The following is a 22,335-nucleotide window of genomic DNA, read 5'->3' as shown; positions in this document are numbered from 1 at the left end:
GGGACGGTGGACTATTAGTTCTTGTAGTCGCGATAGACTTCGATGTCCTCGCGGTTGAACTGCCAACGCCCACCGGGCTTAGCGCCAGGAAGCCGACCCTTTGCGGCTAATGAACGAACATTCCTTGGCGAGCAACCTAGAATGCTTGCAGCCTGCTGAGCGTCAATCAGTTCATATTCGACATGCTCGTTGAACCCTCGCGGAGCAGGTTCCGTCTCTCCGATTGCGGAACGAATTTGTGCCACAAGGGTCATGAGCTCAAAGTTCAGCCGGCCACCGTGCCGGTTGAGCCTATCGTTGACTGACAGCAGCGCACTACAGATCGCGCGGGCACTCTCAGCGTCAATAACAATCCCACCGCGCGGCAACGAAAGAACCATGAAACTAAGCCCCTCTCTGGCAATGGGAAGGAGGGTTTACTTCTTCGTACGAGTCGACGAGTGCGTCAGCTAGGCGGTAGATATCGCGGTCTTTAATCTCGAAACACACAGTCGTGCCGTCACGGCCTGCAATCTGAACCGTCAAAACGGTGTGCCGCTGCCTTCTAACAACTCGCTTAATACCGAGGTCTCCAGTTCGCCACCTGGCGCCTGGTGCCTTGAATCGTGCCCTCATGCTGTCTCCTTACGTACGTACAGGCCGCGCTCGTTGATGCGGATAAGCCCCTTCATCTGCAGGCGTTCGATGATGGTGTAAAAGTCGCCGGCTTGGTCGAGCTGTTGCTTGGTGAGGTGTTTCTGAATCTGGTCGGTGGACTGTCCTCGGGCGGTGTCGAGGGCGTCGAGAACAGTGGCCTCAAGGTCGTCTCCATGGGGAGCAGTAGGCGTATTGATGCCCTTAGGTTCTCGTTCGTGAGAGTGGGAATCTTCGGCATCTACGGTGGGGGTGTTGAGGGCGAAGAGTTCTCCGGTTGAGTCGCGCTCGGCGGCGAGGGGACGAGCCGGGGCGGGTGCGGCGTCTCCCATAGATTCCCGCATAGATTCCATAGATTCCCGTTCGTGTATATGGGAATCTATGGCACCTATGGTGGAATCTATGGCCCATACCCACTTGGCGCCTTTGCCGAAACCTTGACGCTCGGTCTTGATTCCGATCTTCTTTCGGGCCTTCTTGACGGCGTTGTCATTAAGCCCTGCAGCCCTCGTTACCTTAAGGACGTCTCCAGCTGGGGCGCTACCACCGCATGATTCGAGATAGTCGAAAACAACGGCCTCAATCTCACTACGTTCGTCTTGGCCCTCGTTGCTGTCTCGTCGATCGAGAAGTTCGGTAGCGGACGTATCGGTGAACTCGCCCCATTCAATGACACCTAGTTCGGTGAGCTCTCCATCGTCGAGCTGTACCAGGCGGGATACGATAGTGGCTTCGCGCGAAACAATGCCACGCGCCAAGTTAGCTTTCGTATTAGTGACGATAATCTTGCCATCGTTGTCTACAGCAGCGGAGAGCACACTACGGGCTACTTGACTCCAGGCGATAGAACCTAGAAGAAGACGGCCAGTATCAGTGCCTTCTTTCTTGCCGAAGTGTGCCAGGCCAATGAGGGTGACACCGTACTTGTCCGCACCTGCTGCGAGCGGTTCGAGGAACTGGCGAACATCGTCGTCGTTATTACCGTTGAGCTTTGAATCCATTGATGATTTCGCGGCGTCGAGGATGACGAACTTCACGCCCTGGTCGGAAAGCTCACGAAAAAGAAGGTCAGTATCCTGCGGTAGACGAAGAAGACCTTCGGCCCCGGTCTCTGTCTCAACGTCGATAAAGAAGACGTTGTCGAGGTTGGCCCCTGCAGCCTGCAGACGAGGTTTAACGGTGAATGAGCGGGAATCTTCGGAGTTGAGGTAGGCACACTTCATGCCCCGATTACTGAACTCCGCTACCCAACTACATGCGATAGTCGACTTACCGATACCTTCGCGCCCGGCGAGAAGAGTGAGCATGTTCGCGGGAATCCACTCAGGAATGAGCCAATCAACTTTCTCGGTTTTCACGCTGCCAGCTTTGACGAGCTTCACGCGGCGGCGACCAACCTTCTCACCAACAGCGACGAGGTCGTCGGCAGTGCGCCCGGCGGCGATATGGTCGGTAAGGTCTTTGCCTTCGGCGGCATGAACAATGCGAACCGATTCCGGGCGGGCGGTGAGGCCGGTGAGGTGGGTTAGGACGTTGTAGGCGCGTTTCTCGCCTTGGCTGTCCTTGTCGGCAACGATGATGACCTCACGGCCCTTAAGCGGCGTCCAGTCGGCCCTAGCGGGGCTAGTGCCCGCACCCTGTGCTTGGGATACGGCGGCAGCACCCCAAACGGCGGCGGCGGTGGTGGCGTCCTTCTCGCCCTCTACTACGTAGACCGGGCCAGGTGTAGCCAACGAGGCCAGGCCGTAAAGGTTAGTGCCCTTCGTGTTGCCAGACTGCTTGAACGACTTCTCTGGCGAGCGGTGCACGAAACGACCATCACCATAGTCATAACGAACACCCTTCGGGCTGTCGAAGAGGTCGGCCCATGTTAGGCCAAGCTCGTCGAGAAGTCGCTCCTTGGTCTGTTCGTCATCTGATTCATCGAAGAAGAAAAGCGCGACTTGCTCCCCGTTGTAGAGCACCGACCCACCGAAATCATTTGCGTGCCGTAGGTTGTGGCCCGGGGTTTGAAACCGCGCGCGTGTGCCGGATTCGAGTTCACGGTAGTGGAGGCCGCTTCGGTCGAGGGCTTCAAGGAATCTTTGATAAGAGTTAACAGCGCTGTGCACTTCAAGAATCTTTCTTTCGTGTGGACTGTCGGAGAGACGAAATGGAGTTGTGTCGGGGTGCCCACGCTGTTTGCGCACCTTTCCGTGCGTGGGCCTGGTGCCCTCCAGCGGCTCGAACGCTGGCGCCTGCCAGTAGGGCTAACGCTTGGACTGTCTTCTCATTCGGCGTAACACCGGCCTAGAAGACAGCTTCAAGGGCTTCGATCACCTCCCGAATGGAGCCGGAAGCAAACTCGTCGGAGCAAGTACTCGCGATGTCTTCTAGCTCTTCTAGGGCGTCGAAAACTGCGAGGTCTTTGTGCCGGTTTTCGCGGACGAGCCTCTTGCGCTCTTCGGCGTATTCCTCCTCGATTGGAGCGATGCGCTCGTTGATGTCTTGCTCAAGACGTAGGGTGAACTCTTCGATGTCGGTTCGCTTCTTACCTGCCATAGTTGGCCTCCTTCGCAAGGTCGAGGTGTTGGAGTAGGCCTTCGGCGTCGGCAACAAGGATGGCGCCGGCCTGGTCGAGAAGGTCTGTCAGAAGCACTCGTCGTCACCTTCTCCCCAGGAGCTGAGACCTGCGCGCTTTAGGTTGAGGTCGTCAACAGCTTTCATCGCGTCGAGGATGGTCATGTAGTCGCCACCGGAGCGGTAGCGTTCGACAATCTCGTATTTCAGGTCAATTGGTGACAAGTCGTCTTGCCCTGTGATTCGAGTGATCTCTTCACGCATGCGGGCCTCATGACGCTTCTCTTCTTCCCGGTACTTCCTCGCGGCACGCCATTCACGTTGGCTAGCTTCGTAGCACTCTTCAACGAGGGCGCGAAGCTGCTTATTCAGCGCGGTGTTTTCTTTCTGAACCGCACCGAACTTCGCGTCCAGGGCGCGAAACACCTCCGGGGTGGCGGTCATAGATTTCTCGTTGATGCGACGAAGAATCTGGTTGTTGTTCGCGATTGCGGCCTCAACCTTGCGGATAGCCCTGCGAAGTTCATGGCTGCTAGACTCACGTGTATTCGAGTTCTTACCAGTCTCGTTGTTTCCCTCGTTGGTGTTCCCAGCACCGGCGAGGGGTTTCTCGTTTTTCATGGACATTCCTTCTCCTTAAGCGGCGTAGTTCTGATTCGGGATAGCAACGTCAGGCGTGCCACCGGGGTGCATCGTCGTGATGTTGTCCGGGCGGTAGGCCATGCCCTCCGGGTCGGTAACGACTTCGCCCTTGTAGTGCAGGCGAACAGGAAGACCGTTGCTGTAGTGAGTGGCGCGGTGCACGTTGTGATGCATCGCCTCACGGCGGATTGCTTCGCGAATGCTGTCGAGGATGTAGATCGCGTTCTGCAGGTTGTCAGGTAGCTCGTTGAACTCTGGGCAACGACCGTCGACGTCTTGAATCTCCGCGTTAGCGGCGTCGAGCGAAGCGAGCACACTGTCAGCGAGATAAGCGAGCGAGTCCTGGGGGAGGTAGTGCTTCCTCACTTATGCCACCTCCCTGGGGAGTTCGTCTGTACGGGTGCGAAGCTGAGATTCCTTCCAGGCCTCAACGTCCTGGGGGCGGTAAAACACCTTGCGGCCGACCTTGTAGTACTTCGGGCCATTTCCCCGGTATCGCATTTGAGCCCAGGTTTGCCGGGTGGTGTTCGGGAAGAGGCGCGCCATATCCTCAGGTGTGTAATCAGTCATGACTTCTCCTTAGTGACTGAATATCGGTCAAAATCTAGCAGTATTGACTGCTATACACTTAGTCTTACAGTGTGTTGGAAAAATTGTCAACAACTCACTAATGTGACTGGCATGCAGTCAAAAGAGTGGCAAAAAGAGATAATCGCGAACATAGGACAAGCAATAGAAAAAGCACGCAAAGGAAAGTCAGACCGCTGGATCGCTGAAAGGACTGAGAAACTAGGAAACCCGCTATCACGAACAGCGATATCCGAATACCGGCGCGGAGTACGCAAAACCATTTCGGTTGCAGACTGGCTAACCCTCGCGGCGGCCCTGGGGGTGCCCCCAGTTTCCCTACTACTCCCTGAGCTCCCAGACGGGCGCCTCAACCTTCTCCCAGCTACCGGAGAAGTGAACCAACTAGACGCGCTGATGTGGATAACCGGCGAACGTCAAACACTCCCAGACGGCTTCAACCCCGTACTCTCCCCAGAGACCGGCGAGGAACTAGGAGAGGTCGAGGGGCGCCGCGAATACAGGTCGGAACTAGATTGGGGACAAGGACCTCTAGACCTTCGCAACGAGCGAGAACTAGGCAGGGAACAACGCCTATTAAGCGCCGTTCGTCACATGCGAAAGGTCTTAAACGAAATACGAGAGATTCGAGGCCCATTCGAGATGTTCGAGGTCCTGGGCGACGAAACATCAAAGCAGCAAGCTATAGAGCTGTACATCAATCGAATGCAGAAGAAGCAAGCTGAATTGGCGAAGGTCGAAGCCTGGATCGTAGAGCTCGGCGGCGTGATTCAGGACGAGCACGTAGTGGAGTATGACCAAGATGGCAAACATTGAGACGTACTACCTCAAGTACAAAGAAGGCGACGAGAAGGCCAAAAAGCGCGCAATGCGGTACATGGTGCAATACCGCACCCCAGACCGAAAACTGACAAAGAAGCGCGGATTCAAAAGGAAGAAGGATGCCCAAAAGTTCGCTGACGAAGTTGAACGAACCAAGAGCACCGGAACCTTCATTCACCCCCAAGCGGGCCGCGCCACAATCTCCGAGATCCACTCACTATGGCTCCCCTCCCAGGATGCTCTAGCCCCACGCACTAAACGAACCAATCTTTCGGCCTACAACGTTCACATAGCCCCACGCTGGGGAGAATGGCCAGTCAACCGCATCACAGCTCCAGACGTGCGCCAGTGGGTCGCTGACATGCAATCCGAAGGCAAGAAGCGGGACACAATCCTTCGTGCGGTCTATGTCCTTCGAGCGCTCTGCGAGACCGCTGTTGAGGCGAAGATGATTCCAGCGAACCCAGTCCAAAAAATCTCCGTTAAACGGGAAAGCAGCCCGCGCCGCGCTTATCTCACGCCCGAGCAAGTCGAGACTCTTGCCCAGGTGCAGAACACCGACAACGAGAAAGCCATCATCTACACAATGGCGTATTGCGGGCCGCGCATCAGCGAGATAGCAGCACTAGATGTTGGAGACTTCGATCCAGTTTCACGGCGACTACATGTCGATAAGTCCGTGAAAGACTATGGGGTCGTTGGCCCTACGAAGACCTACGAGAATCGGCGGGTACCAGTTCCTGAGTTCCTTTGCCGAAAGTTGATTGACCTTATTGGGTCGAGGCCGTCAGACAGCCCTCTGTTCCTATCAGCGGAAGGGCAACGCCTCGATGTGGGGAACTATCGCACCCGGGTGTTTAAACCAAGTGTTGAGGCAGCAGCGAAGAAGTGGCAGGACGAGGGGAGGCCGGGGGAATTTCCTGCAGTCCTACCCCATGGGCTTCGGCACACTTGCGCGAGCTTCGCTATCAGTGTTGGGGCCAACGTGAAGGCCGTCCAAGGTCTCCTTGGGCATGAGTCTGCAGCGGTCACTCTGAACGTCTATGCAGACCTGTTTCCAGATGACCTGAACCAAGTTGGAGAAGCGCTTAACACCCTTCACGATAGCGTCAGTTGTCTGGGAGTGTAGCCAAAATGTAGCCACGGAGGCCGGTATTTCGCTGAATGAAACAATCCCCCGCAACCATTCATGCTGGTCACGGGGGATTTAATGTGGAGCCGCCTGCGAGAATCGAACTCGCGACCTTCTCATTACGAGTGAGATGCTCTACCGACTGAGCTAAGGCGGCACGGTGCAGTGTGTATATGCACCGCGTGAGAGTTTAGCCTAGGCCGGGGCTGAGAAAGAAATCGGGCTTCTTGATGTGGGGCACGCACAGCACTTGCTGCAGGTTAACGCGCACCGCAGGCCAGGCGCAGGCGGCCCACCATGCCGTCGAAAGCCACCTGCGGGGTGACGTTCTGCGGCAGCTGCTCGCGGCAGGTGCGGATGGCGGACTGAGCAGCCAGCAAGCCATCTTCGCTGACACGCTGGGCAAGTTCGCCCGCTAGGCCCGCGAAATCCGGGTGGGTCATCTCCACCTCAGCGCCGACTTTGAGCATGAGCGCATCGCGGTAAATACCGGCGAGATCCACGAGGGCGATGTCGAGGCCGTCGGAGATGCGTCGTTTAGCGCGCTTCTTGTGGAGCTCTTCCATATCCTTCAGGGCACTGCGGGCGTCGCGCTGCGCCTTCGTCGCGCCCTTGCCCTTAGCGCCGACGCCGAAGGATTGTTCAATCTTGGAGCGCTCCGCCTCCTCCGCCGCCGCGTGGGAGTCCTTGGCTTCCTTCTCAATGAATTTCAGCAGCGCAGTAACGGATTGAAAGGCCTGGGAGCCGTGGAAGACATCCTCGGCCAGGTTGATGGCCATGGCGCGGCGCTTCTGCGCGGCGGGTTCGTTGACCAGGTGTCGCGCACGCCCCACGTGGCGCAGGGTGGTCACGGCGGCCAGACGCGCGTCATCCTCGCTGGCACCTTCGGCGACGAGCTGCTTGACGACGCCCTCCACGCTCGGCGCCGGAATATAAAGGTGACGGCAGCGCGAGCGCAGCGTGACCGAGAAGTCCTCCGGATCCTCCGAGGGCGCCACCATGATGATGACGGTGCGCTCCGGGGGCTCCTCCACGGTTTTGAGCAGCGCGTTGGCGGCCTCATTGCGCAGGCGGTCGGCCTTGTTGAAGATGACCACGCGCCACGGCGCCACGCTCGGCAGGCTGGCGGCGCGCCCGATGACCTCACGGGCCTCGCCCACGGTGATGAACTGCTCCTGCGGATCCACGTAGACCAAGTCGGTGTGCTCTTGATTGTCCAGGACGCTTTGACAGGAGGGGCAGCGCCCGCAGCCGGGGTTGCCGTTCTCATCGGCGGACGTACACATGAGCGCCGCGGCAAAGCACTGCGCGGCCAGCGAACGGCCGGCACCGGGAGGGCCGGTAAAAAGCCAGGAGTGGCTCATCGCTCGCGAGTCGCCCTCACCGCGAGCCGCGCGAGCAGCACTGAGGATGGTGTGGGAGACGGAGGGGGCGTCGGCAAGCCTTTCGGCAACGCTGGAGGTGTTCACTCGCCCTAGCCTACTGGGATAACTAGAGTTGTTAATCATGAACAGACTGATGCGTGGCGCCCGCTGGTTATGGGGTACTCAATGGCCGATGTACGCCGCGCTCGTCCTTGGAGCCAACATCATCGGCGCCATTGCGATCATGACCTTCGTGGTCTTCTTTCTCCCCATGCCGGAGATCTCCGATTTCATCGCTCACACGCCCCACCTGTGGACCTACGGCACGCTGTTCGTGACCTTTGCGGTCATCATCGGCATAGCGGTAACACTTCGGCTGTTCAGACCGGTATTGGACTGGCAGCGCAGCCCCGATGACCATGACCCCAATATGGTGCGTAACCTGGTCCTGCGCATCCCGCTCTACCAGGCCGGTGTGGCCGCGGGCGTGTGGCTGCTGGGCATCATCTTGGCGGTGGTGCTGGCAGGCCAGCACTCGGCGCGGCTGGCCGTGGTAGTCGGTGTTTCTGCTGCATTGGCCGGCGGCCTCATCGTGCTGTTGACGTACTTGCAGGCGGAGCGCCTCGTGCGCCCCGTGGCTGCGGAGGCCGTGGCGCGGCGCTTTGAGGATTCCACCTTGGAGCCGCCGATTAAGTACCGCCTGCTTTCCACCTGGATGATGACCTCCGGCATCCCGCTCATTGGCATCGTGCTTGTCCTCATGGGCCAGCAGGCGGGTCTGTTTAGCCCTGAGACCTCAGACATCATGCCGGCTATCGTCGCGCTGACCGTTACCGCGCTGGGCACCGGGCTCATGGGAACCATGTTCGCGATGATGAGCGTGGTCGATCCCATCATTGAGCTGCAGGACGCCATCAACCGCGTGCGCCGCGGCGAGAGTGACGTCCAGGTGGACATCTACGACGGCTCCGAGCTCGGCGTTCTTCAGGCCGGTTTTAACGAGATGATGCGCGGCCTGCGCGAGCGCCAGCGCGTGCGCGATATTTTCGGCCGCTATGTCGGCGCCGAGGTGGCCCAGCGCGCCCTGGAGGAACGCCCGGAGCTGGGCGGCGAGGACCGCAAGGTGGCGGTGCTGTTTATCGACGTCATCGGCTCCACCACCTTCGCCGTCAACCACACCCCGGAAGAAGTGGTGGAGGAGCTCAACAAGTTCTTTGAGCACGTCGTTGAGGTGGTGCACCGGAACAAGGGCATCATCAACAAATTCCAGGGTGATGCCGCCCTGGCCGTCTTCGGTGCCCCGCTGACGGTCTACGACGCGAACTCCATGGCTTTGCAGGCCGCCCGCGAGCTTCGCCAGGAACTGCGCGGGTTGCGGCTGCAGGCCGGCATCGGCGTGGCCGCGGGCCACGTGGTGGCCGGACACATTGGTGGTGCGGATCGCTTTGAATACACGGTCATTGGTGATGCCGTCAACGAAGCCGCCCGTCTCACCGAACTGGCCAAGGACACCCCGGGCCAGGTGCTCACCAACTCCGCCACGCTGCGCGGCGCCAACGAGGCGGAGCAAGCGCGCTGGACGCTGATGAAGTCTATTGAGCTGCGCGGGCGCCGCCGCATGACGCAGCTGGCGCGCCCGATTCGCCCGACCTTGGCGGAACGCGCTCTCGGATAAATAAGTTTTTGTGCTTCTGGTAGCTTGGGGCCATGCCTCATCAGCCCCACCAGCCCCATCCGCCACGCCAGTATTCGAGTCCTCGTCTTCTCGTCCCCGACGTCGCCCGCGGCATGGCCCTGCTGGGCATCGCGCTGGCTAATGTCTGCACCGCGTGGATTATGAACGACGGCGATGGCCCCGATGCCTATTTCGGCGGCGTCGATACCCTCGTTGACGAAGTCTATGTGGTCTTTTCCGCCATGTTCGTGCATGTGCGCGGCCTGCCGATGTTCTCCACGCTTCTCGGCTTTGGCGTGGGGCTTATCGCAATGAGCTTGTGGCGACGCGGCTTCCCACTGCGGCGCGCGCAGGCCGTGTTGGCAAAGCGCTATGGCTTTCTTGCTTTATTCGGTGCCCTGCACTGCCTCTTCCTCTTTTCCGGCGACATCATGCTGCTCTACGGCGCGATGGGCATGCTCATTGCGTTGCTGCTTACTTTAACCGACAAGCTCCTCATGCGCGTGGCCTACGGGTTCTGTGCGCTGCTGGTTGTGGCGGGTATCGGAATGGGCGTTGGGGCCGCGCTTGTCGATACGTCGGAGTTTGATCTCAGCGGCTTCACCGCCGCCGAATCCTACTGGGAGCTGCTGGGTGAGCAGGCCATCATGGTCGGCGCCCAAGCTTTTTCCGTTCCCCTGACGGGAGCCTTGGTCCTTCCGGTGATGCTCGTAGGTTTCGTGTGGGCGCGCCGCGGAACCTTGGCCGGGGGCCATCGGCGCGAGCTGTGGGCGTGGACCATTTTGGCCCTAGCCATCATCCTTTTCCTCGGCCTGCCCTGGGGCTTGTCGACGATTGGGGTGCTGGACCCAGCTCTAGCGGAACCCCTCAACGCGGCGAATAGCTGCATCGGCATGCTCACCGGGCCGGGCATCGTGGCGGGGGCAACACTCGCCCTAGAACCCCTGCAGCGCCGTGGTGCGCGCCCCTGGTTCCTGTGGCCGCTGATTGCGCTGGGCAAGCGTTCCATGACCGGCTACGTGCTGCAGTCCGTGTTCTTCCTGGCGCTGGTCTACCCCTTTACCCTCAACATTGGCCCGGAGCTCAGCGCCGCGGGCCAGGCAGCGCTAGCCACCGGCGTATGGCTAGCAACGCTCCTCATCGCCTGCGCGCTCGAGGCCGCGGGCAAGCCCGGGCCCTTCGAATGGGTACACCGACGCTTGTCCTATGGCAAGACGATGCGCCCGGAATTAGGTGCTGCGCCTAACCGCGGCCCTTCCGCGCCAGCCCATCCACCAGCAGCACCAGGCCTACCGTCTGTGCCGCCGACTGCGCCGCATCCAGAACCCGGCCACGCAGGCCCGCATCCTGGCGCTGTTCAGCCGGGTTCAGGACCGTCAGCGCCTCAGAGGCCAGAAGCAGGTTAGCACCGTGGCTCAGCCCCTGCGTAGATTCAGCAGCGCGCAGGGCTGGGTCACCAGCTAGCGCGGAGAGCGCAGCCGCCGGGATTCCGGCGATAGCCGTGGCGCGGCGCTCGCAGCGAGTACGGGACAGTGCACTGCCCGCGGCCCACGCGCCGGCGCGCAGGCCCCAACCCAGCGCATCATTGCGCGCACCGCGCAGCGCCCACGCGAAGGATGCGTATTGCACGCTCACGCACGTCACGCCGAACGTCGTTGGTGCGCCGCGCTTGGCGGCCTGGCCAAGCGAAGCGGCGATAAGCCCCACGCGGGTCTCCGGTGCGCAGTCTGGGCGCAGGGCCAACAGCACGGGTACAGCGGCGGTCGTGGCCGTGCCGAGCATGCGCCAGTTAAACAGGCGTGACCAGACTGCAGTCTCCCCCGCGGCGAGCGCGCCGAGGGTGAGGTGATCGCGGCCAGCAAAGGCCGGGCCCACCGCGCGCAGGAGAGCCTCGGTGCCCTCTTGGGTGCGGTCCAGCATGTCGCGGGCGAAGCTGGTCTTCATGTCCTGCTACTTCCTGCGCGATCCGGCCTTGACCACGTTCTTCGTGCCCGGTGAAGGCTTCTTCGTCGCCTTCTTGCTCGACTTCTTCGTGGCCTTCTTGGTCGATTTCTTGGTCGACTTCTTAGTGCTCTTCTTCGTCGACTTCTTCGCCCCACCGTTCGCTGCGTCCTTGGCGCGGCGCTCGGAGAGGAGCTCGTTCGCGCGGGCGTCGGTAAGCTGCTCCGGATCGTCACCGCGGCGCAGCGAGGCATTCGTCGTGCCGTCAGTGACGTACGGGCCAAAGCGGCCGTCCTTGACCGTCATCGGCTTGCCGGAGACGTCGTTGTCACCCAGCTGCTTAATCGGCGGCTGTGCGGCCGCGCGGCCGCGGCGCTTCGGCTCCGCGTAGATGCGGCGCGCCTCGTCCAGGGTGATGGAGAAGATCTGCTCCTCCTTGGCCAAGGAACGGGAATCCTTGCCCTTCTTCAGGTACGGGCCATAGCGGCCGTTCTGCGCGGTGATGACCTCGCCGTCTGAGGGGTCCACGCCCACCTCGCGCGGCAGGCTCAGCAGCTTCAGCGCTTCCTCCAAGGTGACGCTGGACGGCTCCATCGAAGCAAAGAGCGAGGCGGTGCCCGGCTTCAGCTTCTCCTCGACGTACTCAGCAATGCGCTTTTCCTTCTGCTTCGCCGCAGTCTTGGTCTCCCAATTCTTGGCGCGCTTGCCCTCGGCCGCGCGCTGGGCGTCCTCGGCGGCGCGCTCCTCTTTAACGATCTCCTCGGCTTCGGCCTCGGCTTTCTCGCGCTCGTCGTCACGCACCAGCTCGGTCACGTACGGGCCGAAACGACCCTCCTTGGCCACGATGGTGCGTCCGTTCTCTGGGTTCTGTCCCAACTCGCGCCCACCCTGCGGGGTGGCAAAGAGCTTCTCTGCCAAAGCCTCGTTGAGCTCATCCGGGGTGACCGTCTCCGAGAGGTTGGCGCGCTGGTACTCCACCGTGCCGTCCTCGTTGGTGCCCACGGCGCGTTCGATATACGGACCGTAGCGGCCCACGCGCACGAAGACATCGCGGCCTTCCGCGTCGGTGTACAGGCGCAGGGAGTTGACCTGGCGGGCATCGATGGCCTCCAGGTTGATGTCCACCAAGGACTTCAGGCCGCCGTGGCGCGCGATGGATGCGGCCTTGCGCTCGCCGGCCTCCGTGTTGCCGAAGTAGAAGTTATTCAGCCAATCCGTGCCGTTCTCCGAACCGGCGGCAATAGCATCGAGCTCATCCTCCATGGAGGAGGTGAAGTCATAATCCACCAGCTCAGTGAAGTTATTCTCCAACAGGCCAACGACCGCGAAGGCAACCCACGAGGGCACCAGCGCGTTGCCGCGGGAGAGCACGTAGCCGCGGTCCTGGATGGTCTTGATGATGGAGGCGTACGTCGACGGGCGCCCAATGCCCAAATCTTCCATCTTCTTGACCAAGCTGGCCTCGGTATAGCGCGCCGGCGGGTTGGTGGAGTGGCCGTCGGCAGTAACCGCAGCGGTCTTCAGCGTGTCGCCCTCATTGAGGTGCGGCAGGCGCGACTCTTCCTTCGAGCCCTTCGCCGCGACGTCCTCGTAGGCCTTGAGGAAGCCCGGGAAGGTAATCGTGCGGCCGGTTGCGGAGAAGTCAGCGTCGTGGCCGCCGGCGTTGACAGCTGCGGTCACCTTCATCGAGGTTCCCTTGGCATCTGCCATCTGGCAGGCCACGGTGCGCTTCCAAATCAGCTCATAAAGCTTGTATTCCTCGGCGTCGAGCTGCCCGGCCAGCTGGCCCGGGGTGGCAAAACGCTCGCCGGCGGGACGGATGGCCTCGTGGGCCTCCTGGGAATTCTTCACCTTGCGGTCATACCGGCGCGGTCCATCTGAGACGAACTCCGCGCCGAAGATGGAGGAGGCAGCCTCACGCGCAGCGTCCAGGCCCTGTTTGGACAGGGAGGTCGAGTCGGTACGCATATAGGTGATGTGACCGTTCTCGTAGAGGCGCTGCGCAATGCGCATCGTGCGCTCCGAGGTGTAGTGCAGGCGGCGGCCAGCCTCCTGCTGCAGCGTCGACGTCATAAACGGCGCGGAAGGCTTGCGCGAATAAGGCTTGTGCTCGACACTAGCCACGGTCATGGTGGAGCCCTCCAGCGCGCTGGCCAGCTGCTCCGCCTGGGCCTGCTTGACGACGACCACCTCGTCGCTCTTCAGCTGACCCCTATCGTTGAAGTCGCGGCCCGCGGCCACGCGCTTGCCATCGAGGGCACTCAGGCGCGCATCGAAATCCGGCGTGGATTTCAGCGTTGCCGTGAGATCCCAGTACTCGGCGGGGATGAATGCCATGCGCTCGCGCTCGCGCTCGACGATGACGCGGGTAGCTACCGACTGCACGCGGCCAGCCGATAGGCGCGGCATGACCTTCTTCCACAGCACCGGGGAGACCTCGTAGCCGTAGAGGCGGTCCAGGATGCGGCGGGTTTCCTGGGCGTCGATGAGGTTTTCATCGAGTTCACGGGTGTTTTCCGCGGCCTCCAGGATGGCGGACTTGGTGATCTCGTTGAAGACCATTCGGCGCACCGGCACCTTGGGCTTGAGTACTTCCAGCAGGTGCCAGGCAATGGCCTCGCCCTCGCGGTCGGGGTCTGTTGCGAGGTAGAGCTGGTCGCACTGCTTCAGCTTGGCCTTGAGGTCAGCGACCTTCTTCTTCTTGTCCTGGCTGATGACGTACAGCGGGGTGAAGTTATCCTCCGGGTTAACACCGAGGCGCGCCCAGGATTCCTTCTTATATTTGGCGGGGACGTCGGCGGCGCCGCGGGGAAGGTCCCGGATGTGGCCGACGGAGGCCTCAACAATGTACTTATCGCCGAGGTAAGGCTGAATCTTCTTCGCCTTGGTTGCTGACTCGACGATGACCAGGGTCTTCCCCGGGCCGGTAGCTTCTGCCACTTCGACTTCATCCCTTCCGATGGCTAGTCCTCTGCTGGGCAATTGCCCCTAGAGTACACAGATAGAGGCTTACTCTAGTTATTCAGGCCAGTTCACGTCCACACAACCGGGGGTCTATACTGGCCGTCCGAGGATTCGCCTCACAGCACACAACTGGGAGACAGCGTGATTGCGTCTATTACTGCATGGTTCGAGGTCATCATGGCCACACAGTGGATTTATCCGCTGGTGGGTTCACTGATTTTCCTCGACTGCTTCTTCCCCGTTTTGCCTTCGGAGGTTCCCCTCAACATGGTGGGCGCCTGGTCTGGCTCCCAAGGTTTTCCCCATCTTCCCACCATGTTTTTCGTCGCCATGGTTGCCGCAATTTTGGGGGATAACTTGTGCTTCCTCCTGGGAACGCGGCTCATCGCCCTTATTAATAGAGCCCAAAAGGGAACGAAGGCTTATGACGCCTTAACGTGGGTCAAGCGTAATATTCGGCGCAGCGGCGGCGCGGCCATCATCATCGCGCGCTTCATCCCCTCGGCCCGCCTGTTTATGACGATTCTGCTGGGCTCCATGCGCTACCCCTGGCCGTTGTTTTTCTTCTTCGACACCTTCGGTGTTCTGTTGTGGGTGGCGCAGGCGCTAGCCATTGGCTACCTCGGCGGCGTGGCCTTCTCCGGCTCACCCGCGATAGCCATGCTCATTTCCATCATCGCCGCCGTCATCATCGGCTTCGGCCTGCAAAAGGGGCAGAATAAGCTGCTGGAATGGTGGGATACCCGGCGCGGCTACGCCGAATCCCCCTAGACCACCTCGACGTTGGTGGCCTGCTGGCCTTTAGCGTCTTCCCCAATCTCAAAGGAGACGCGCTGATTGTCTTCGAGGGTACGGAAGCCGGTTCCTTGGATTTCGGTGTAGTGCACGAAGATGTCGCCGGAGCCGTCCTCCTGCTCAATGAAGCCGTAGCCTTTTTCGGCGTTGAAGAACTTGACGGTACCGTATGCCATGATGAGTTGTCCTTTGCGGAAATAAATTAATGCAAACTAGTGCACTAGTGTGCCACGTTTGGACACCTGCAGCAGATTAGTGGAGGCAAGCGTGAGTGAGAACCCTCTGGGTGAGGAGCTCGTCGAGCACCTCGTTGAGCGTTTCCCCGAGTCCGAGCTAACACACTCCACTACCCTGCCCGCCCAGCCAGCGAGCTATGCCGAGTGGCCAGAGTGGGTGCTGCCGGAGTTGCGGTCGGCGTTGGAGGAGCAAGGCGTCGCCAAGCTCTATGCCCACCAGGTCGCCGTGGCACAGGCCGCGTGGGAGGGGCGCGACGTGGTGGTCTCCACCGGCACGAGTTCCGGAAAGTCCCTGGGTTATCGTCTGCCCATCCTGTCCCGCCTGGCGGAGGACCCGACCGCGTGCGCGCTCTACATCACGCCGACGAAGGCGCTGGGGTCGGACCAGCTGCGCACGGTGCTCGAGCTCACGCAGAGCATCGCTGCGCTTCACGACGTCCACCCCGCCCCCTACGACGGCGATACCCCCACCGAAGCGCGCGCCGGCATCCGCGATCAGGCGCGGTTCATCTTTTCCAACCCGGACATGATTCATTCTTCTCTGCTGGGCGCGCACCAGCGGTGGGCGCGGGTGCTGCGGCACTTGAAGTTCATCGTGATTGATGAGGCGCATGCCTACCGCGGGGTTTTCGGGGCGAACGTGGCACTCGTGGTGCGGCGTTTGCTGCGGCTGTGCGCACACTACGGTTCGCGGCCGGTGGTTATTGCGGCTTCGGCGACCATGCGGGATCCCGCCCGGCATGCCGCGCGGCTGACGGGGCGCGAGTTTCTCCCTGTAACCGAGGATGGCGCGCCGACGGGTGCGCGGACGGTCGCGCTGTGGGAGCCGGGCTTCATGGAGGGTATCGAGGGACAAAACGGCGCTCCTGTGCGCCGCGCCGCCACGACGGAAGCGGCCTGGATGATGGCCGCGCTCGTGGCGCAAGGTGCTCGAACGTTGACCTTTGTGCGCTCGCGGCGCGCGGCAGAGACCACCGCGCTGCGGGCAGCAGAAGAGCTCTCCGGGAGGCTGGGCCGGCCGGATTTTGCACGCCGGATTGCCGCCTACCGCGCGGGGTATCTGGCCGAGGACCGCCGCGCGCTGGAACAGGCGCTGGACGATGGCTCCCTGCTCGGCGTGGCCACCACCTCGGCTTTGGAGCTGGGCATCGACGTCGGCGGGCTCGATGCCGTGGTCACCGCTGGGTTCCCAGGTACCGTCGCTAGTTTTTGGCAGCAGGCCGGACGCGCGGGCCGCCGCGGCCAGGGCTCGCTGGTGGTGTTGGTGGCCCGCGATGAACCGATGGACACCTACCTGGTTCACCACCCAGAGGCATTGTTGGGCCGACCGGTGGAGGCCAGCGTGTTCAACCCCGCCAACCCCTACATCCTGGCCGGGCACGTGTACTGCGCGGCGGTGGAGAAGCCGCTGACAGATGCCGACGTAGCCGCCTTCCGCGCCGAAGCCGTGGTCCACGACCTAGCCCAGCAGGGCCTGCTGCGCCGGCGCCCGCAGGGCTGGTTCGCCGCTCCCCTGCCGGCTGGCTCCAGCGAGCTCACCCCGGAGACCGCGCACACGGCCGTCTCGCTGCGCGGCGGTTCAGGTGAGGAGGTCATGATTGTGGATTCCTCCGATGGCCGCCTGCTGGGCACCATCGATTCCGCGCGCGCGGTCAGCCAGGTGCATCCCGGCGCGGTGTATCTGCACCGTGGGGAGAGCTTCGTCATCGAGGAACTTCACCTCGGCGGAGGCGATGGTTCGGCGTCCGCCGAGCCGGGCGTGGCCCTCGCCGTGCCAAAGGCCCCGGACTACACCACGCAGCCGAAGTCCACGACGGATATCCGCATCCTGCGCGAAGCCGATGACCTGGTGAACTACGCCCCCGGCCTGTGGGTGGCCAGCTTGGAGGTTGAGGTGACCGACAAGGTCACCGGCTACCAGGTGCGGCTTCCCGATGGCTCCGTGGGCGAGGATATCCCCCTTGACCTGCCGGAGCAGCGCCTGGTGACCCGAGCGGTGGCCTACACCATCGATCCGCTGGCACTCGCAGCGATGGGAGTCACCGCCGGGCGCACCCCGGGCACCCTCCATGCGGCCGAGCACGCCGCCATTGGGTTGCTGCCGCTCATTGCCACCTGCGACCGCTGGGACATCGGCGGCGTGTCCACCGCGCAGCACGCCGATACGGGCTTGCCCACGGTCTTCGTCTACGACGGCCACCCCGGCGGCGCCGGCTTCGCCGAGGAAGGTTTCCGCCGATTCCCCGAGTGGATCAAGGCCACCTTTGAGGCCGTGCGCTCCTGCCCCTGCGAGTCCGGCTGCCCGTCGTGCGTGCAATCCCCCAAATGCGGCAACGGCAACAACCCACTGGACAAGGCAGGCGCTATAGCCCTCCTCGGCGCGCTGGTCACCATGACCTCTTAGACCGGACCAGCGCGGGCAATAGCGGTGCGCCCCCGCAGCCGGGCGGTGACCTCAACATCGCGATCATCGATGACGCAAGAGTCGAGATTCGCGCCGTTTAGCGCGGCAACCTCCTCAGCCTTCGTGCAGGCGTCCCTGCCTTTGGCCACCTCCCACGCCCCCGAGACCGCGGCGAGGTCCGCCGCTACCTGCGCTTCGTGCCGCGCCACCACAACCGAGCCGACTGCCGCCACCGCGAGCAGCAGCGACGCGACTGCGGCGATGATCCCGACGGTAACAACGGTGGCATAGCCGTCCTCACCCGCTAGGAGTCTCGCCCATCTGCGCTGACGACGCCTCATGGCCGCGCCTTCGCGTCCCCACCGGAACCCATCTCCGCGGGAAACACCGCCTGCGCGCGCATGGTCCCTAAGGGTGCCGGCACAGCGGCCTCAGCAGTGATGAGACCGGAGCTTTCGCTTAAGCTGACTGTCACTCCATCGCGGTGATAGTCCACCCCGATGGCGGCAGAGCGAGCTGCAGCACCCGCGGCGTCAACGGCAGCGAGGTGGGCCGACAACGTGGCGATGCCACCCACGATTCCCGCGGCAACGATGACGAGCGCGGACAGCGACAATGCCGCCTCGATGGTGACGGAGCCGGCGTCATCAAGCGCGCGCATTAGCCTGGGGAGTTGGACAGGGCGTCGGTGATGATGGACGTGATGGCGCTGGTAACTTCGCCACCATTGACCACGGCATAGAGGACCGCGGCAAGCGCTGCCGCGGCCAAACTACCCATGGCATATTCAATCGTGGACATACCATCATCATTTCCTAATAGTGACTGGTAGTTTACCTTTTTCTGCATGATGTACCTAGCTTTCTTTTCCCTTGTTTGTGTCAGTTATGTGTACTGAGTTGGTGAGTGGTTAGTTGTATGTGCTGATTTAGAAGAGTTGCTGCCCCAAGCTGATGAGGACAGGTATCAACCCAAGGACTAGGAATGCGGGAAGGAAGCACACCGCCAGCGGTGCTGCGATGAACACGCCAGCGCGTTCCGCCCGCGCGGTAGCTTGTGCCGAGGCTTCGGCACGCAGCTGCGCCACCAAACGGTGGCACCCAGTCGCCATGGCCGCGCCCGATTCACCCGATAGCTGCGTAAGCCGCACCAGTTCTTCCAAATGCGGCTGACTGGCCAACGCCGACCATGCCGTACTCATGGGAACCCCCACCCCGATGAGCGCCGCCGCCTCCGACCAGTGTGGTGAGGCTTCAGCGACTGCTAGCACCGCGCTGCGCGTGGAGAGACCAGCCTCTAGGCAAGCAGCAAAAAGCTCCAAGTCGCTTGCCGCATCGAGCGGGCCGTATTCTGCCGCTGGGCCATCGCGCGGCGTCTTCGGGCGCGGTGTCCGCGACCCCGACTGGGCTATTCGTCCAGACGGTGCAGCAGAGGTAACAGCGAGTGTCGCGGCCATGAGTGCAGCGGAGATATACGTCAAGACCATCACTGCGCCACCTTCCGCAATATCAAGCGCGACCAGATGAATCCGGCGCACACGAGTGCCACGCCGACGTCGAGAAGCAGGCCCCCGAGACCACCGCTGAGCAAGAACCCCAAAGAATTCGCGCCCATCGCCCCGCCCATGAGGATGCCCGCCAGCGGCAAGCACGCCAGGATTACCGCGGTGGCCTGCGGCCCCTGCAGAGAGGCGGCGGTCTCACCGGCGTGACGGCGCGAGGTATCCAGCTGGCTTTGGGCCTGCTCAATGAGGTTCGCCAAGGCCACGCCATGGCGTCCGGAGAGCGTGAGCAACGCCGCGTAGCGCCTAACCTCCGGCGCGGTGAGAGCGACTGCGGGTTCCCCGCCCTGCGCCGCGAGGCCCGCTGCCGTGCTCAACACGGCACGGAGATTCTCCGGGGTGGAGTCTGGAAGAGCGTCGGCGCCCCGGCGAAGCGCGCCCGCCGTCGTCGATCCCGCCCGCAGTTCGGCCGCAACAGAGCCAAAGTAGGAGGCGAGCGCTTCTGCGCCGCGGCGCTCGCGCCGGGAAGCCGCAAGGTCGTTGGCAAACCACAACGCACAGGCCAGGATGCAGCCGGCCGCCACCACAACCGTCGGCCTTCCGAAGAAGACACAGCACCCGACCCCGAGGAAGAGCGCCCCGGGTGCCAGCGAGCGAGGCTTCGGCGATTCCAGCCGCGTCACCGAAGCAGGCTGTGAGAGCAAACACGCCGCTGCAAGGAATAGCCACATCATGGTTCCACCCCCAGCCGCGAGCACAGCTGCGCAAACCCAGGAAGGGGGCCGTCTTCGACCGTCCACACCAGCTGCGGTGTAACCGGGTTTCCCTCCAGCACGCCGAGGTGCGCTAGCCGACGCCCCTGCGGTGTGCGCTCCATCCCGAGGACCACGTGCACTGCGGCCGCAAGCTGCGAATGCAGCGCTACGCGGTCGAGCCCGCCGAGAGCGGCGAGTGCCTCCATCCGGGCGGGCACTTCATCAACAGAGTTTGCGTGCACGGTGCCCGCACCACCATCGTGCCCGGTGTTGAGCGCAGCCAACAACTCCACGACCTCCGCGCCGCGGATCTCCCCGACGACGATGCGGTCCGGGCGCATGCGTAGCGCTTGGCGGAGCAGGAGCGACATGGATATCTCGCCGCGTCCTTCCGCATTAGCCCGGCGCGAGACCAAGGTCACCGCGTGCGGGTGATTGGGCGAAAGCTCCGGGGTGTCCTCGATGATAAGCAAGCGCTCGGTGGCGGGCACGCACCCCAGCAAGGCGGCGAGCAACGTCGTCTTGCCGGAGCCAGTCCCACCAGTGACCAGGAAGGATGCCCGCTGGTTAACCACGGCACGCAAGACATGCTCCAGGCTGGCGTCAATGCTCCCATTGGCCACCAACTCCCCCAGGCTGGTTTGCGCCTGGCGCAGCACGCGGAGGCTGATGCAGGTTCCACTTGCCGAAGGAGGAGCAAGTAGCGCGTGGAGCCGGATTCTCGTGCCATCGGGGCGGGTCAGGCGCCCATCGGCAAAAGGCTGCGCGTCATCAAGCCGCACGCCCGCCACCGCAGCCAGCCGTGTAGCAAGCTGGCGCACCTCGACATCATCGCTAAAGCCAATGTCACGCGGCTGCAGGCCCTGCCCGCAATCAACGAAGCAGGAATCGGGGCCGTTGACAACGACATCGGTAAGGCCTGGCAGCGACAACACTGGTTCCAGCAGCCCCAGCCCCACGGAATCGTGGCGCAGACGCTGCAGGAGGTCAAGCACATCAACATCGCTGATGACGCCGGCTTCCTGACGAATACGCCGCGCCAAGGCCGGAGCATCGTGGGCAAGCTGCGGCTCGGAGGCCACGATGGTGCGCATCGTATCGAGCAGGCTCATGCCACGGCCTCCCAAATCTGGCGGGCCACCCGCGTCAGGGCGCGTGGCAGCTGCCGCGGCAACCCACTCGTTTCTACCGTGCGGGTCAGACCACGGATGGTCGGCAGGTCAGCGATGGGATCCGCATGGGTGACCGTGGCAATGTCGCTGGAATCGAGGCCTGCCCACTGGCGGTGGCGCACGACGACGGAGCAGTCCTGCGGCCGGGCGCGAAGCTCTGCTACCAGCTGCGCGCAGGCGGCAGCCGCCCGCACCTCTGCGGCGGTCAGCAACACTACGTGATCCGCCGCATCGGGGATATCCCACGGAGGGCAGTCCACAACCACGGTCCCTGGGTATAAGCAGGCGGCCTGCATAATGGCCGCGCGCCGTGTCGTGCTCATCGCAACCGCCTCTGCGCTGGCCGACCTCGCAGCCGAGAGAACCGCGATGCCATCTGGGGTGGTGGGCAATGCACGGACGAGGTCTGCCGCATCAACCGCACCGGTCCCCGCAGCGAGATCCGGCCACCGCGCGCCGGGCTTGTTTTCAATGCCGATGAGCAAGTCGAGCCCTCCGGAATTGGGGCACGCATCAACCAGAAGGTCCGCGCCCACCTCACGGGCCAGCGCCGCCGCCACCGTCGAGGCCCCCAAGCCACCAGCGGAACCGGTCACCGCTACGGTCACGCCAGTGGACACCGTTGTCTCGGGACTGGATTCTGTGGCGAGCGCCCCTAGGAGTTCCTTGGATTGCGCAGGCAGGATAAAGGCAGCTGTAGCCCGGCAGCATAGTGCAGCTTCATAGTCGATCGGCCCCGGGTCGAGCGCCACGAAGTACACCCGTGGATGTCCCGCCACCAGGCGAGCTGTCAGCGAATCAGCCAAGACGGCATCCGCCTTGGGCAGGAGCCGGGAGAAGTCCCGCGGATCCTCCACAGTGCTCACTTCCGCAGTACTGGCAGCGGCCGTCGATGCTGCCTCTGCTCGCAGTGTGGAGTCCCCAACGGCGATAACTAGGTGAAACGTGCTCATGCCTGAAGCATGCGCGAGGGAACCAACCGCGCGCTAGGGCTACCTAGCCGCCTGTGGATAACTCGGCTGTTTTCGCGTCATTCGCACCCATTTTGCTGACTCTTAAACAAAGTTACGGGGCTTAGGTACCGATAATTCACAGGGAACCAAAAACTTTCCTCTTAAGCGGGCTTAAGGGACATTTCGTGTGGATAAACCG

22 protein-coding genes and 1 tRNA gene are annotated in these 22,335 nt (G+C 62.4%); 6 read left to right on the top strand and 17 right to left on the bottom strand.

Going from position 1 to position 22,335, the window contains the following annotated elements; genetic code table 11:
* Nucleotides 1-14: 14 nt before the first annotated feature.
* The 6 genes from HMPREF2807_RS06250 to HMPREF2807_RS06225 all read right to left on the bottom strand — a co-directional run bounded on the left by HMPREF2807_RS06250 (nt 15) and on the right by HMPREF2807_RS06225 (nt 4,404).
* Nucleotides 15-380 carry a helix-turn-helix domain-containing protein gene (locus HMPREF2807_RS06250; protein ID WP_070511251.1) on the bottom strand — a complete coding sequence of 122 codons (366 nt, stop codon included), beginning with the start codon at nt 378-380 and terminating at the stop codon, nt 15-17.
* Between the two features lie 231 nt (nt 381-611).
* Nucleotides 612-2,744 carry an AAA family ATPase gene (locus HMPREF2807_RS06245; protein ID WP_158010533.1) on the bottom strand — a complete coding sequence of 711 codons (2,133 nt, stop codon included), beginning with the start codon at nt 2,742-2,744 and terminating at the stop codon, nt 612-614.
* Between the two features lie 178 nt (nt 2,745-2,922).
* A complete protein-coding gene (locus tag HMPREF2807_RS06240) occupies nt 2,923-3,174 on the bottom strand; it encodes a hypothetical protein (protein WP_070511246.1) in 252 nt (83 codons plus the stop codon).
* Between the two features lie 87 nt (nt 3,175-3,261).
* A complete protein-coding gene (locus HMPREF2807_RS06235) occupies nt 3,262-3,813 on the bottom strand; it encodes a hypothetical protein (RefSeq protein WP_158010532.1) in 552 nt (183 codons plus the stop codon).
* Between the two features lie 15 nt (nt 3,814-3,828).
* Complete coding sequence (locus HMPREF2807_RS06230; protein WP_070511242.1) at nt 3,829-4,200, bottom strand: hypothetical protein; 372 nt, start codon at nt 4,198-4,200, stop codon at nt 3,829-3,831.
* Nucleotides 4,201-4,404 carry a helix-turn-helix transcriptional regulator gene (locus HMPREF2807_RS06225; protein WP_070511240.1) on the bottom strand — a complete coding sequence of 68 codons (204 nt, stop codon included), beginning with the start codon at nt 4,402-4,404 and terminating at the stop codon, nt 4,201-4,203.
* Between the two features lie 111 nt (nt 4,405-4,515).
* On the opposite strand from HMPREF2807_RS06225, the gene HMPREF2807_RS06220 reads away from it, so the two are divergent.
* Both HMPREF2807_RS06220 and HMPREF2807_RS06215 read left to right on the top strand, forming a co-directional pair.
* Entirely contained in the window at nt 4,516-5,238 is a 723-nt protein-coding gene (locus HMPREF2807_RS06220) for a hypothetical protein (protein ID WP_070511237.1), read from the top strand.
* Nucleotides 5,225-6,373 carry a site-specific integrase gene (locus HMPREF2807_RS06215; RefSeq protein ID WP_070511235.1) on the top strand — a complete coding sequence of 383 codons (1,149 nt, stop codon included), beginning with the start codon at nt 5,225-5,227 and terminating at the stop codon, nt 6,371-6,373. The genes HMPREF2807_RS06220 and HMPREF2807_RS06215 overlap by 14 nt, the downstream gene beginning before the upstream one ends.
* An 84-nt stretch (nt 6,374-6,457) precedes the next feature.
* Here the strand turns inward: HMPREF2807_RS06215 and HMPREF2807_RS06210 are convergent.
* Both HMPREF2807_RS06210 and HMPREF2807_RS06205 read right to left on the bottom strand, forming a co-directional pair.
* Nucleotides 6,458-6,533 (bottom strand) — tRNA-Thr (locus HMPREF2807_RS06210).
* A gap of 103 nt (nt 6,534-6,636) precedes the next feature.
* On the bottom strand, nt 6,637-7,884 hold the full coding sequence (locus HMPREF2807_RS06205) for a DNA polymerase III subunit delta' (protein ID WP_083306691.1): 1,248 nt from the start codon (nt 7,882-7,884) through the stop codon (nt 6,637-6,639).
* Between HMPREF2807_RS06205 and HMPREF2807_RS06200 the strand changes: the two genes are divergently transcribed.
* Both HMPREF2807_RS06200 and HMPREF2807_RS06195 read left to right on the top strand, forming a co-directional pair.
* On the top strand, nt 7,883-9,415 hold the full coding sequence (locus HMPREF2807_RS06200; protein ID WP_070511233.1) for an adenylate/guanylate cyclase domain-containing protein: 1,533 nt from the start codon (nt 7,883-7,885) through the stop codon (nt 9,413-9,415). The genes HMPREF2807_RS06205 and HMPREF2807_RS06200 overlap by 2 nt on opposite strands.
* A 32-nt stretch (nt 9,416-9,447) precedes the next feature.
* The gene (locus HMPREF2807_RS06195) at nt 9,448-10,821 is read left to right on the top strand and encodes a DUF418 domain-containing protein (RefSeq protein ID WP_046647867.1); all 1,374 of its coding nucleotides are present in this window, start codon (nt 9,448-9,450) and stop codon (nt 10,819-10,821) included.
* 544 nt (nt 10,822-11,365) lie between these two features.
* On the opposite strand, the gene topA is transcribed toward HMPREF2807_RS06195, so the two are convergent.
* Nucleotides 11,366-14,296 (bottom strand): type I DNA topoisomerase, encoded by a 2,931-nt coding sequence (gene topA, locus HMPREF2807_RS06190; RefSeq protein ID WP_070511228.1) that lies wholly within the window; start codon nt 14,294-14,296, stop codon nt 11,366-11,368.
* Between the two features lie 201 nt (nt 14,297-14,497).
* Between topA and HMPREF2807_RS06185 the strand changes: the two genes are divergently transcribed.
* The gene (locus HMPREF2807_RS06185; RefSeq protein WP_154761934.1) at nt 14,498-15,091 is read left to right on the top strand and encodes a DedA family protein; all 594 of its coding nucleotides are present in this window, start codon (nt 14,498-14,500) and stop codon (nt 15,089-15,091) included.
* Here the strand turns inward: HMPREF2807_RS06185 and HMPREF2807_RS06180 are convergent.
* Entirely contained in the window at nt 15,088-15,291 is a 204-nt protein-coding gene (locus tag HMPREF2807_RS06180) for a cold-shock protein (RefSeq protein WP_010189920.1), read from the bottom strand. The genes HMPREF2807_RS06185 and HMPREF2807_RS06180 overlap by 4 nt on opposite strands.
* A 91-nt stretch (nt 15,292-15,382) precedes the next feature.
* On the opposite strand from HMPREF2807_RS06180, the gene HMPREF2807_RS06175 reads away from it, so the two are divergent.
* Nucleotides 15,383-17,755: a DEAD/DEAH box helicase gene (locus HMPREF2807_RS06175; RefSeq protein ID WP_070511223.1), complete on the top strand. Its 2,373-nt coding sequence runs from the start codon at nt 15,383-15,385 to the stop codon at nt 17,753-17,755.
* Here HMPREF2807_RS06175 and HMPREF2807_RS06170 read toward each other — a convergent pair.
* From HMPREF2807_RS06170 to ssd, 7 genes are all read right to left on the bottom strand, one after another.
* The gene (locus HMPREF2807_RS06170; RefSeq protein WP_070511221.1) at nt 17,752-18,096 is read right to left on the bottom strand and encodes an Rv3654c family TadE-like protein; all 345 of its coding nucleotides are present in this window, start codon (nt 18,094-18,096) and stop codon (nt 17,752-17,754) included. The two genes, HMPREF2807_RS06175 and HMPREF2807_RS06170, sit on opposite strands and share 4 nt — an antisense overlap.
* A complete protein-coding gene (locus HMPREF2807_RS06165; protein ID WP_070511219.1) occupies nt 18,093-18,416 on the bottom strand; it encodes a hypothetical protein in 324 nt (107 codons plus the stop codon). The genes HMPREF2807_RS06170 and HMPREF2807_RS06165 overlap by 4 nt, the downstream gene beginning before the upstream one ends.
* The gene (locus tag HMPREF2807_RS06160) at nt 18,416-18,604 is read right to left on the bottom strand and encodes a DUF4244 domain-containing protein (RefSeq protein WP_046647874.1); all 189 of its coding nucleotides are present in this window, start codon (nt 18,602-18,604) and stop codon (nt 18,416-18,418) included. The genes HMPREF2807_RS06165 and HMPREF2807_RS06160 overlap by 1 nt, the downstream gene beginning before the upstream one ends.
* Before the next feature lie 79 nt (nt 18,605-18,683).
* Nucleotides 18,684-19,241, bottom strand: coding sequence for a type II secretion system F family protein (locus tag HMPREF2807_RS06155; protein ID WP_046647875.1), 558 nt, complete (start codon nt 19,239-19,241; stop codon nt 18,684-18,686).
* Nucleotides 19,241-19,990, bottom strand: coding sequence for a type II secretion system F family protein (locus HMPREF2807_RS06150; protein ID WP_070511216.1), 750 nt, complete (start codon nt 19,988-19,990; stop codon nt 19,241-19,243). The genes HMPREF2807_RS06155 and HMPREF2807_RS06150 overlap by 1 nt, the downstream gene beginning before the upstream one ends.
* Nucleotides 19,987-21,123, bottom strand: a complete 1,137-nt coding sequence (locus HMPREF2807_RS06145) for a TadA family conjugal transfer-associated ATPase (RefSeq protein WP_070511214.1) — start codon at nt 21,121-21,123, stop codon at nt 19,987-19,989. The genes HMPREF2807_RS06150 and HMPREF2807_RS06145 overlap by 4 nt, the downstream gene beginning before the upstream one ends.
* Nucleotides 21,120-22,136 carry a septum site-determining protein Ssd gene (ssd, locus tag HMPREF2807_RS06140; protein WP_070511212.1) on the bottom strand — a complete coding sequence of 339 codons (1,017 nt, stop codon included), beginning with the start codon at nt 22,134-22,136 and terminating at the stop codon, nt 21,120-21,122. Before ssd ends, HMPREF2807_RS06145 begins: the two co-directional genes overlap by 4 nt.
* Nucleotides 22,137-22,335: the final 199 nt, after the last annotated feature.

The sequence above is a fragment of the Corynebacterium sp. HMSC074A09 genome, from assembly GCF_001811545.1.
Lineage (GTDB): Bacteria > Actinomycetota > Actinomycetes > Mycobacteriales > Mycobacteriaceae > Corynebacterium > Corynebacterium hiratae.
This window is presented reverse-complemented; position numbering and strand designations above follow the sequence as displayed.

Bases quoted from the DNA above. Each gene is read 5' to 3' on its own strand.
- HMPREF2807_RS06250 (WP_070511251.1), bottom strand. From the start codon at position 380: ATGGTTCTTTCGTTGCCGCGCGGTGGGATTGTTATTGACGCTGAGAGT.
- HMPREF2807_RS06240 (WP_070511246.1), bottom strand. From the start codon at position 3,174: ATGGCAGGTAAGAAGCGAACCGACATCGAAGAGTTCACCCTACGTCTT.
- HMPREF2807_RS06235 (WP_158010532.1), bottom strand. From the start codon at position 3,813: ATGAAAAACGAGAAACCCCTCGCCGGTGCTGGGAACACCAACGAGGGA.
- HMPREF2807_RS06225 (WP_070511240.1), bottom strand. From the start codon at position 4,404: ATGACTGATTACACACCTGAGGATATGGCGCGCCTCTTCCCGAACACC.
- HMPREF2807_RS06220 (WP_070511237.1), top strand. From the start codon at position 4,516: ATGCAGTCAAAAGAGTGGCAAAAAGAGATAATCGCGAACATAGGACAA.
- HMPREF2807_RS06215 (WP_070511235.1), top strand. From the start codon at position 5,225: ATGGCAAACATTGAGACGTACTACCTCAAGTACAAAGAAGGCGACGAG.
- HMPREF2807_RS06200 (WP_070511233.1), top strand. From the start codon at position 7,883: ATGAACAGACTGATGCGTGGCGCCCGCTGGTTATGGGGTACTCAATGG.
- HMPREF2807_RS06205 (WP_083306691.1), bottom strand. From the start codon at position 7,884: ATGATTAACAACTCTAGTTATCCCAGTAGGCTAGGGCGAGTGAACACC.
- HMPREF2807_RS06195 (WP_046647867.1), top strand. From the start codon at position 9,448: ATGCCTCATCAGCCCCACCAGCCCCATCCGCCACGCCAGTATTCGAGT.
- HMPREF2807_RS06185 (WP_154761934.1), top strand. From the start codon at position 14,498: ATGGCCACACAGTGGATTTATCCGCTGGTGGGTTCACTGATTTTCCTC.
- HMPREF2807_RS06180 (WP_010189920.1), bottom strand. From the start codon at position 15,291: ATGGCATACGGTACCGTCAAGTTCTTCAACGCCGAAAAAGGCTACGGC.
- HMPREF2807_RS06170 (WP_070511221.1), bottom strand. From the start codon at position 18,096: ATGAGGCGTCGTCAGCGCAGATGGGCGAGACTCCTAGCGGGTGAGGAC.
- HMPREF2807_RS06165 (WP_070511219.1), bottom strand. From the start codon at position 18,416: ATGCGCGCGCTTGATGACGCCGGCTCCGTCACCATCGAGGCGGCATTG.
- HMPREF2807_RS06160 (WP_046647874.1), bottom strand. From the start codon at position 18,604: ATGCAGAAAAAGGTAAACTACCAGTCACTATTAGGAAATGATGATGGT.
- HMPREF2807_RS06155 (WP_046647875.1), bottom strand. From the start codon at position 19,241: ATGGTCTTGACGTATATCTCCGCTGCACTCATGGCCGCGACACTCGCT.
- HMPREF2807_RS06150 (WP_070511216.1), bottom strand. From the start codon at position 19,990: ATGATGTGGCTATTCCTTGCAGCGGCGTGTTTGCTCTCACAGCCTGCT.
- HMPREF2807_RS06145 (WP_070511214.1), bottom strand. From the start codon at position 21,123: ATGAGCCTGCTCGATACGATGCGCACCATCGTGGCCTCCGAGCCGCAG.
- ssd (WP_070511212.1), bottom strand. From the start codon at position 22,136: ATGAGCACGTTTCACCTAGTTATCGCCGTTGGGGACTCCACACTGCGA.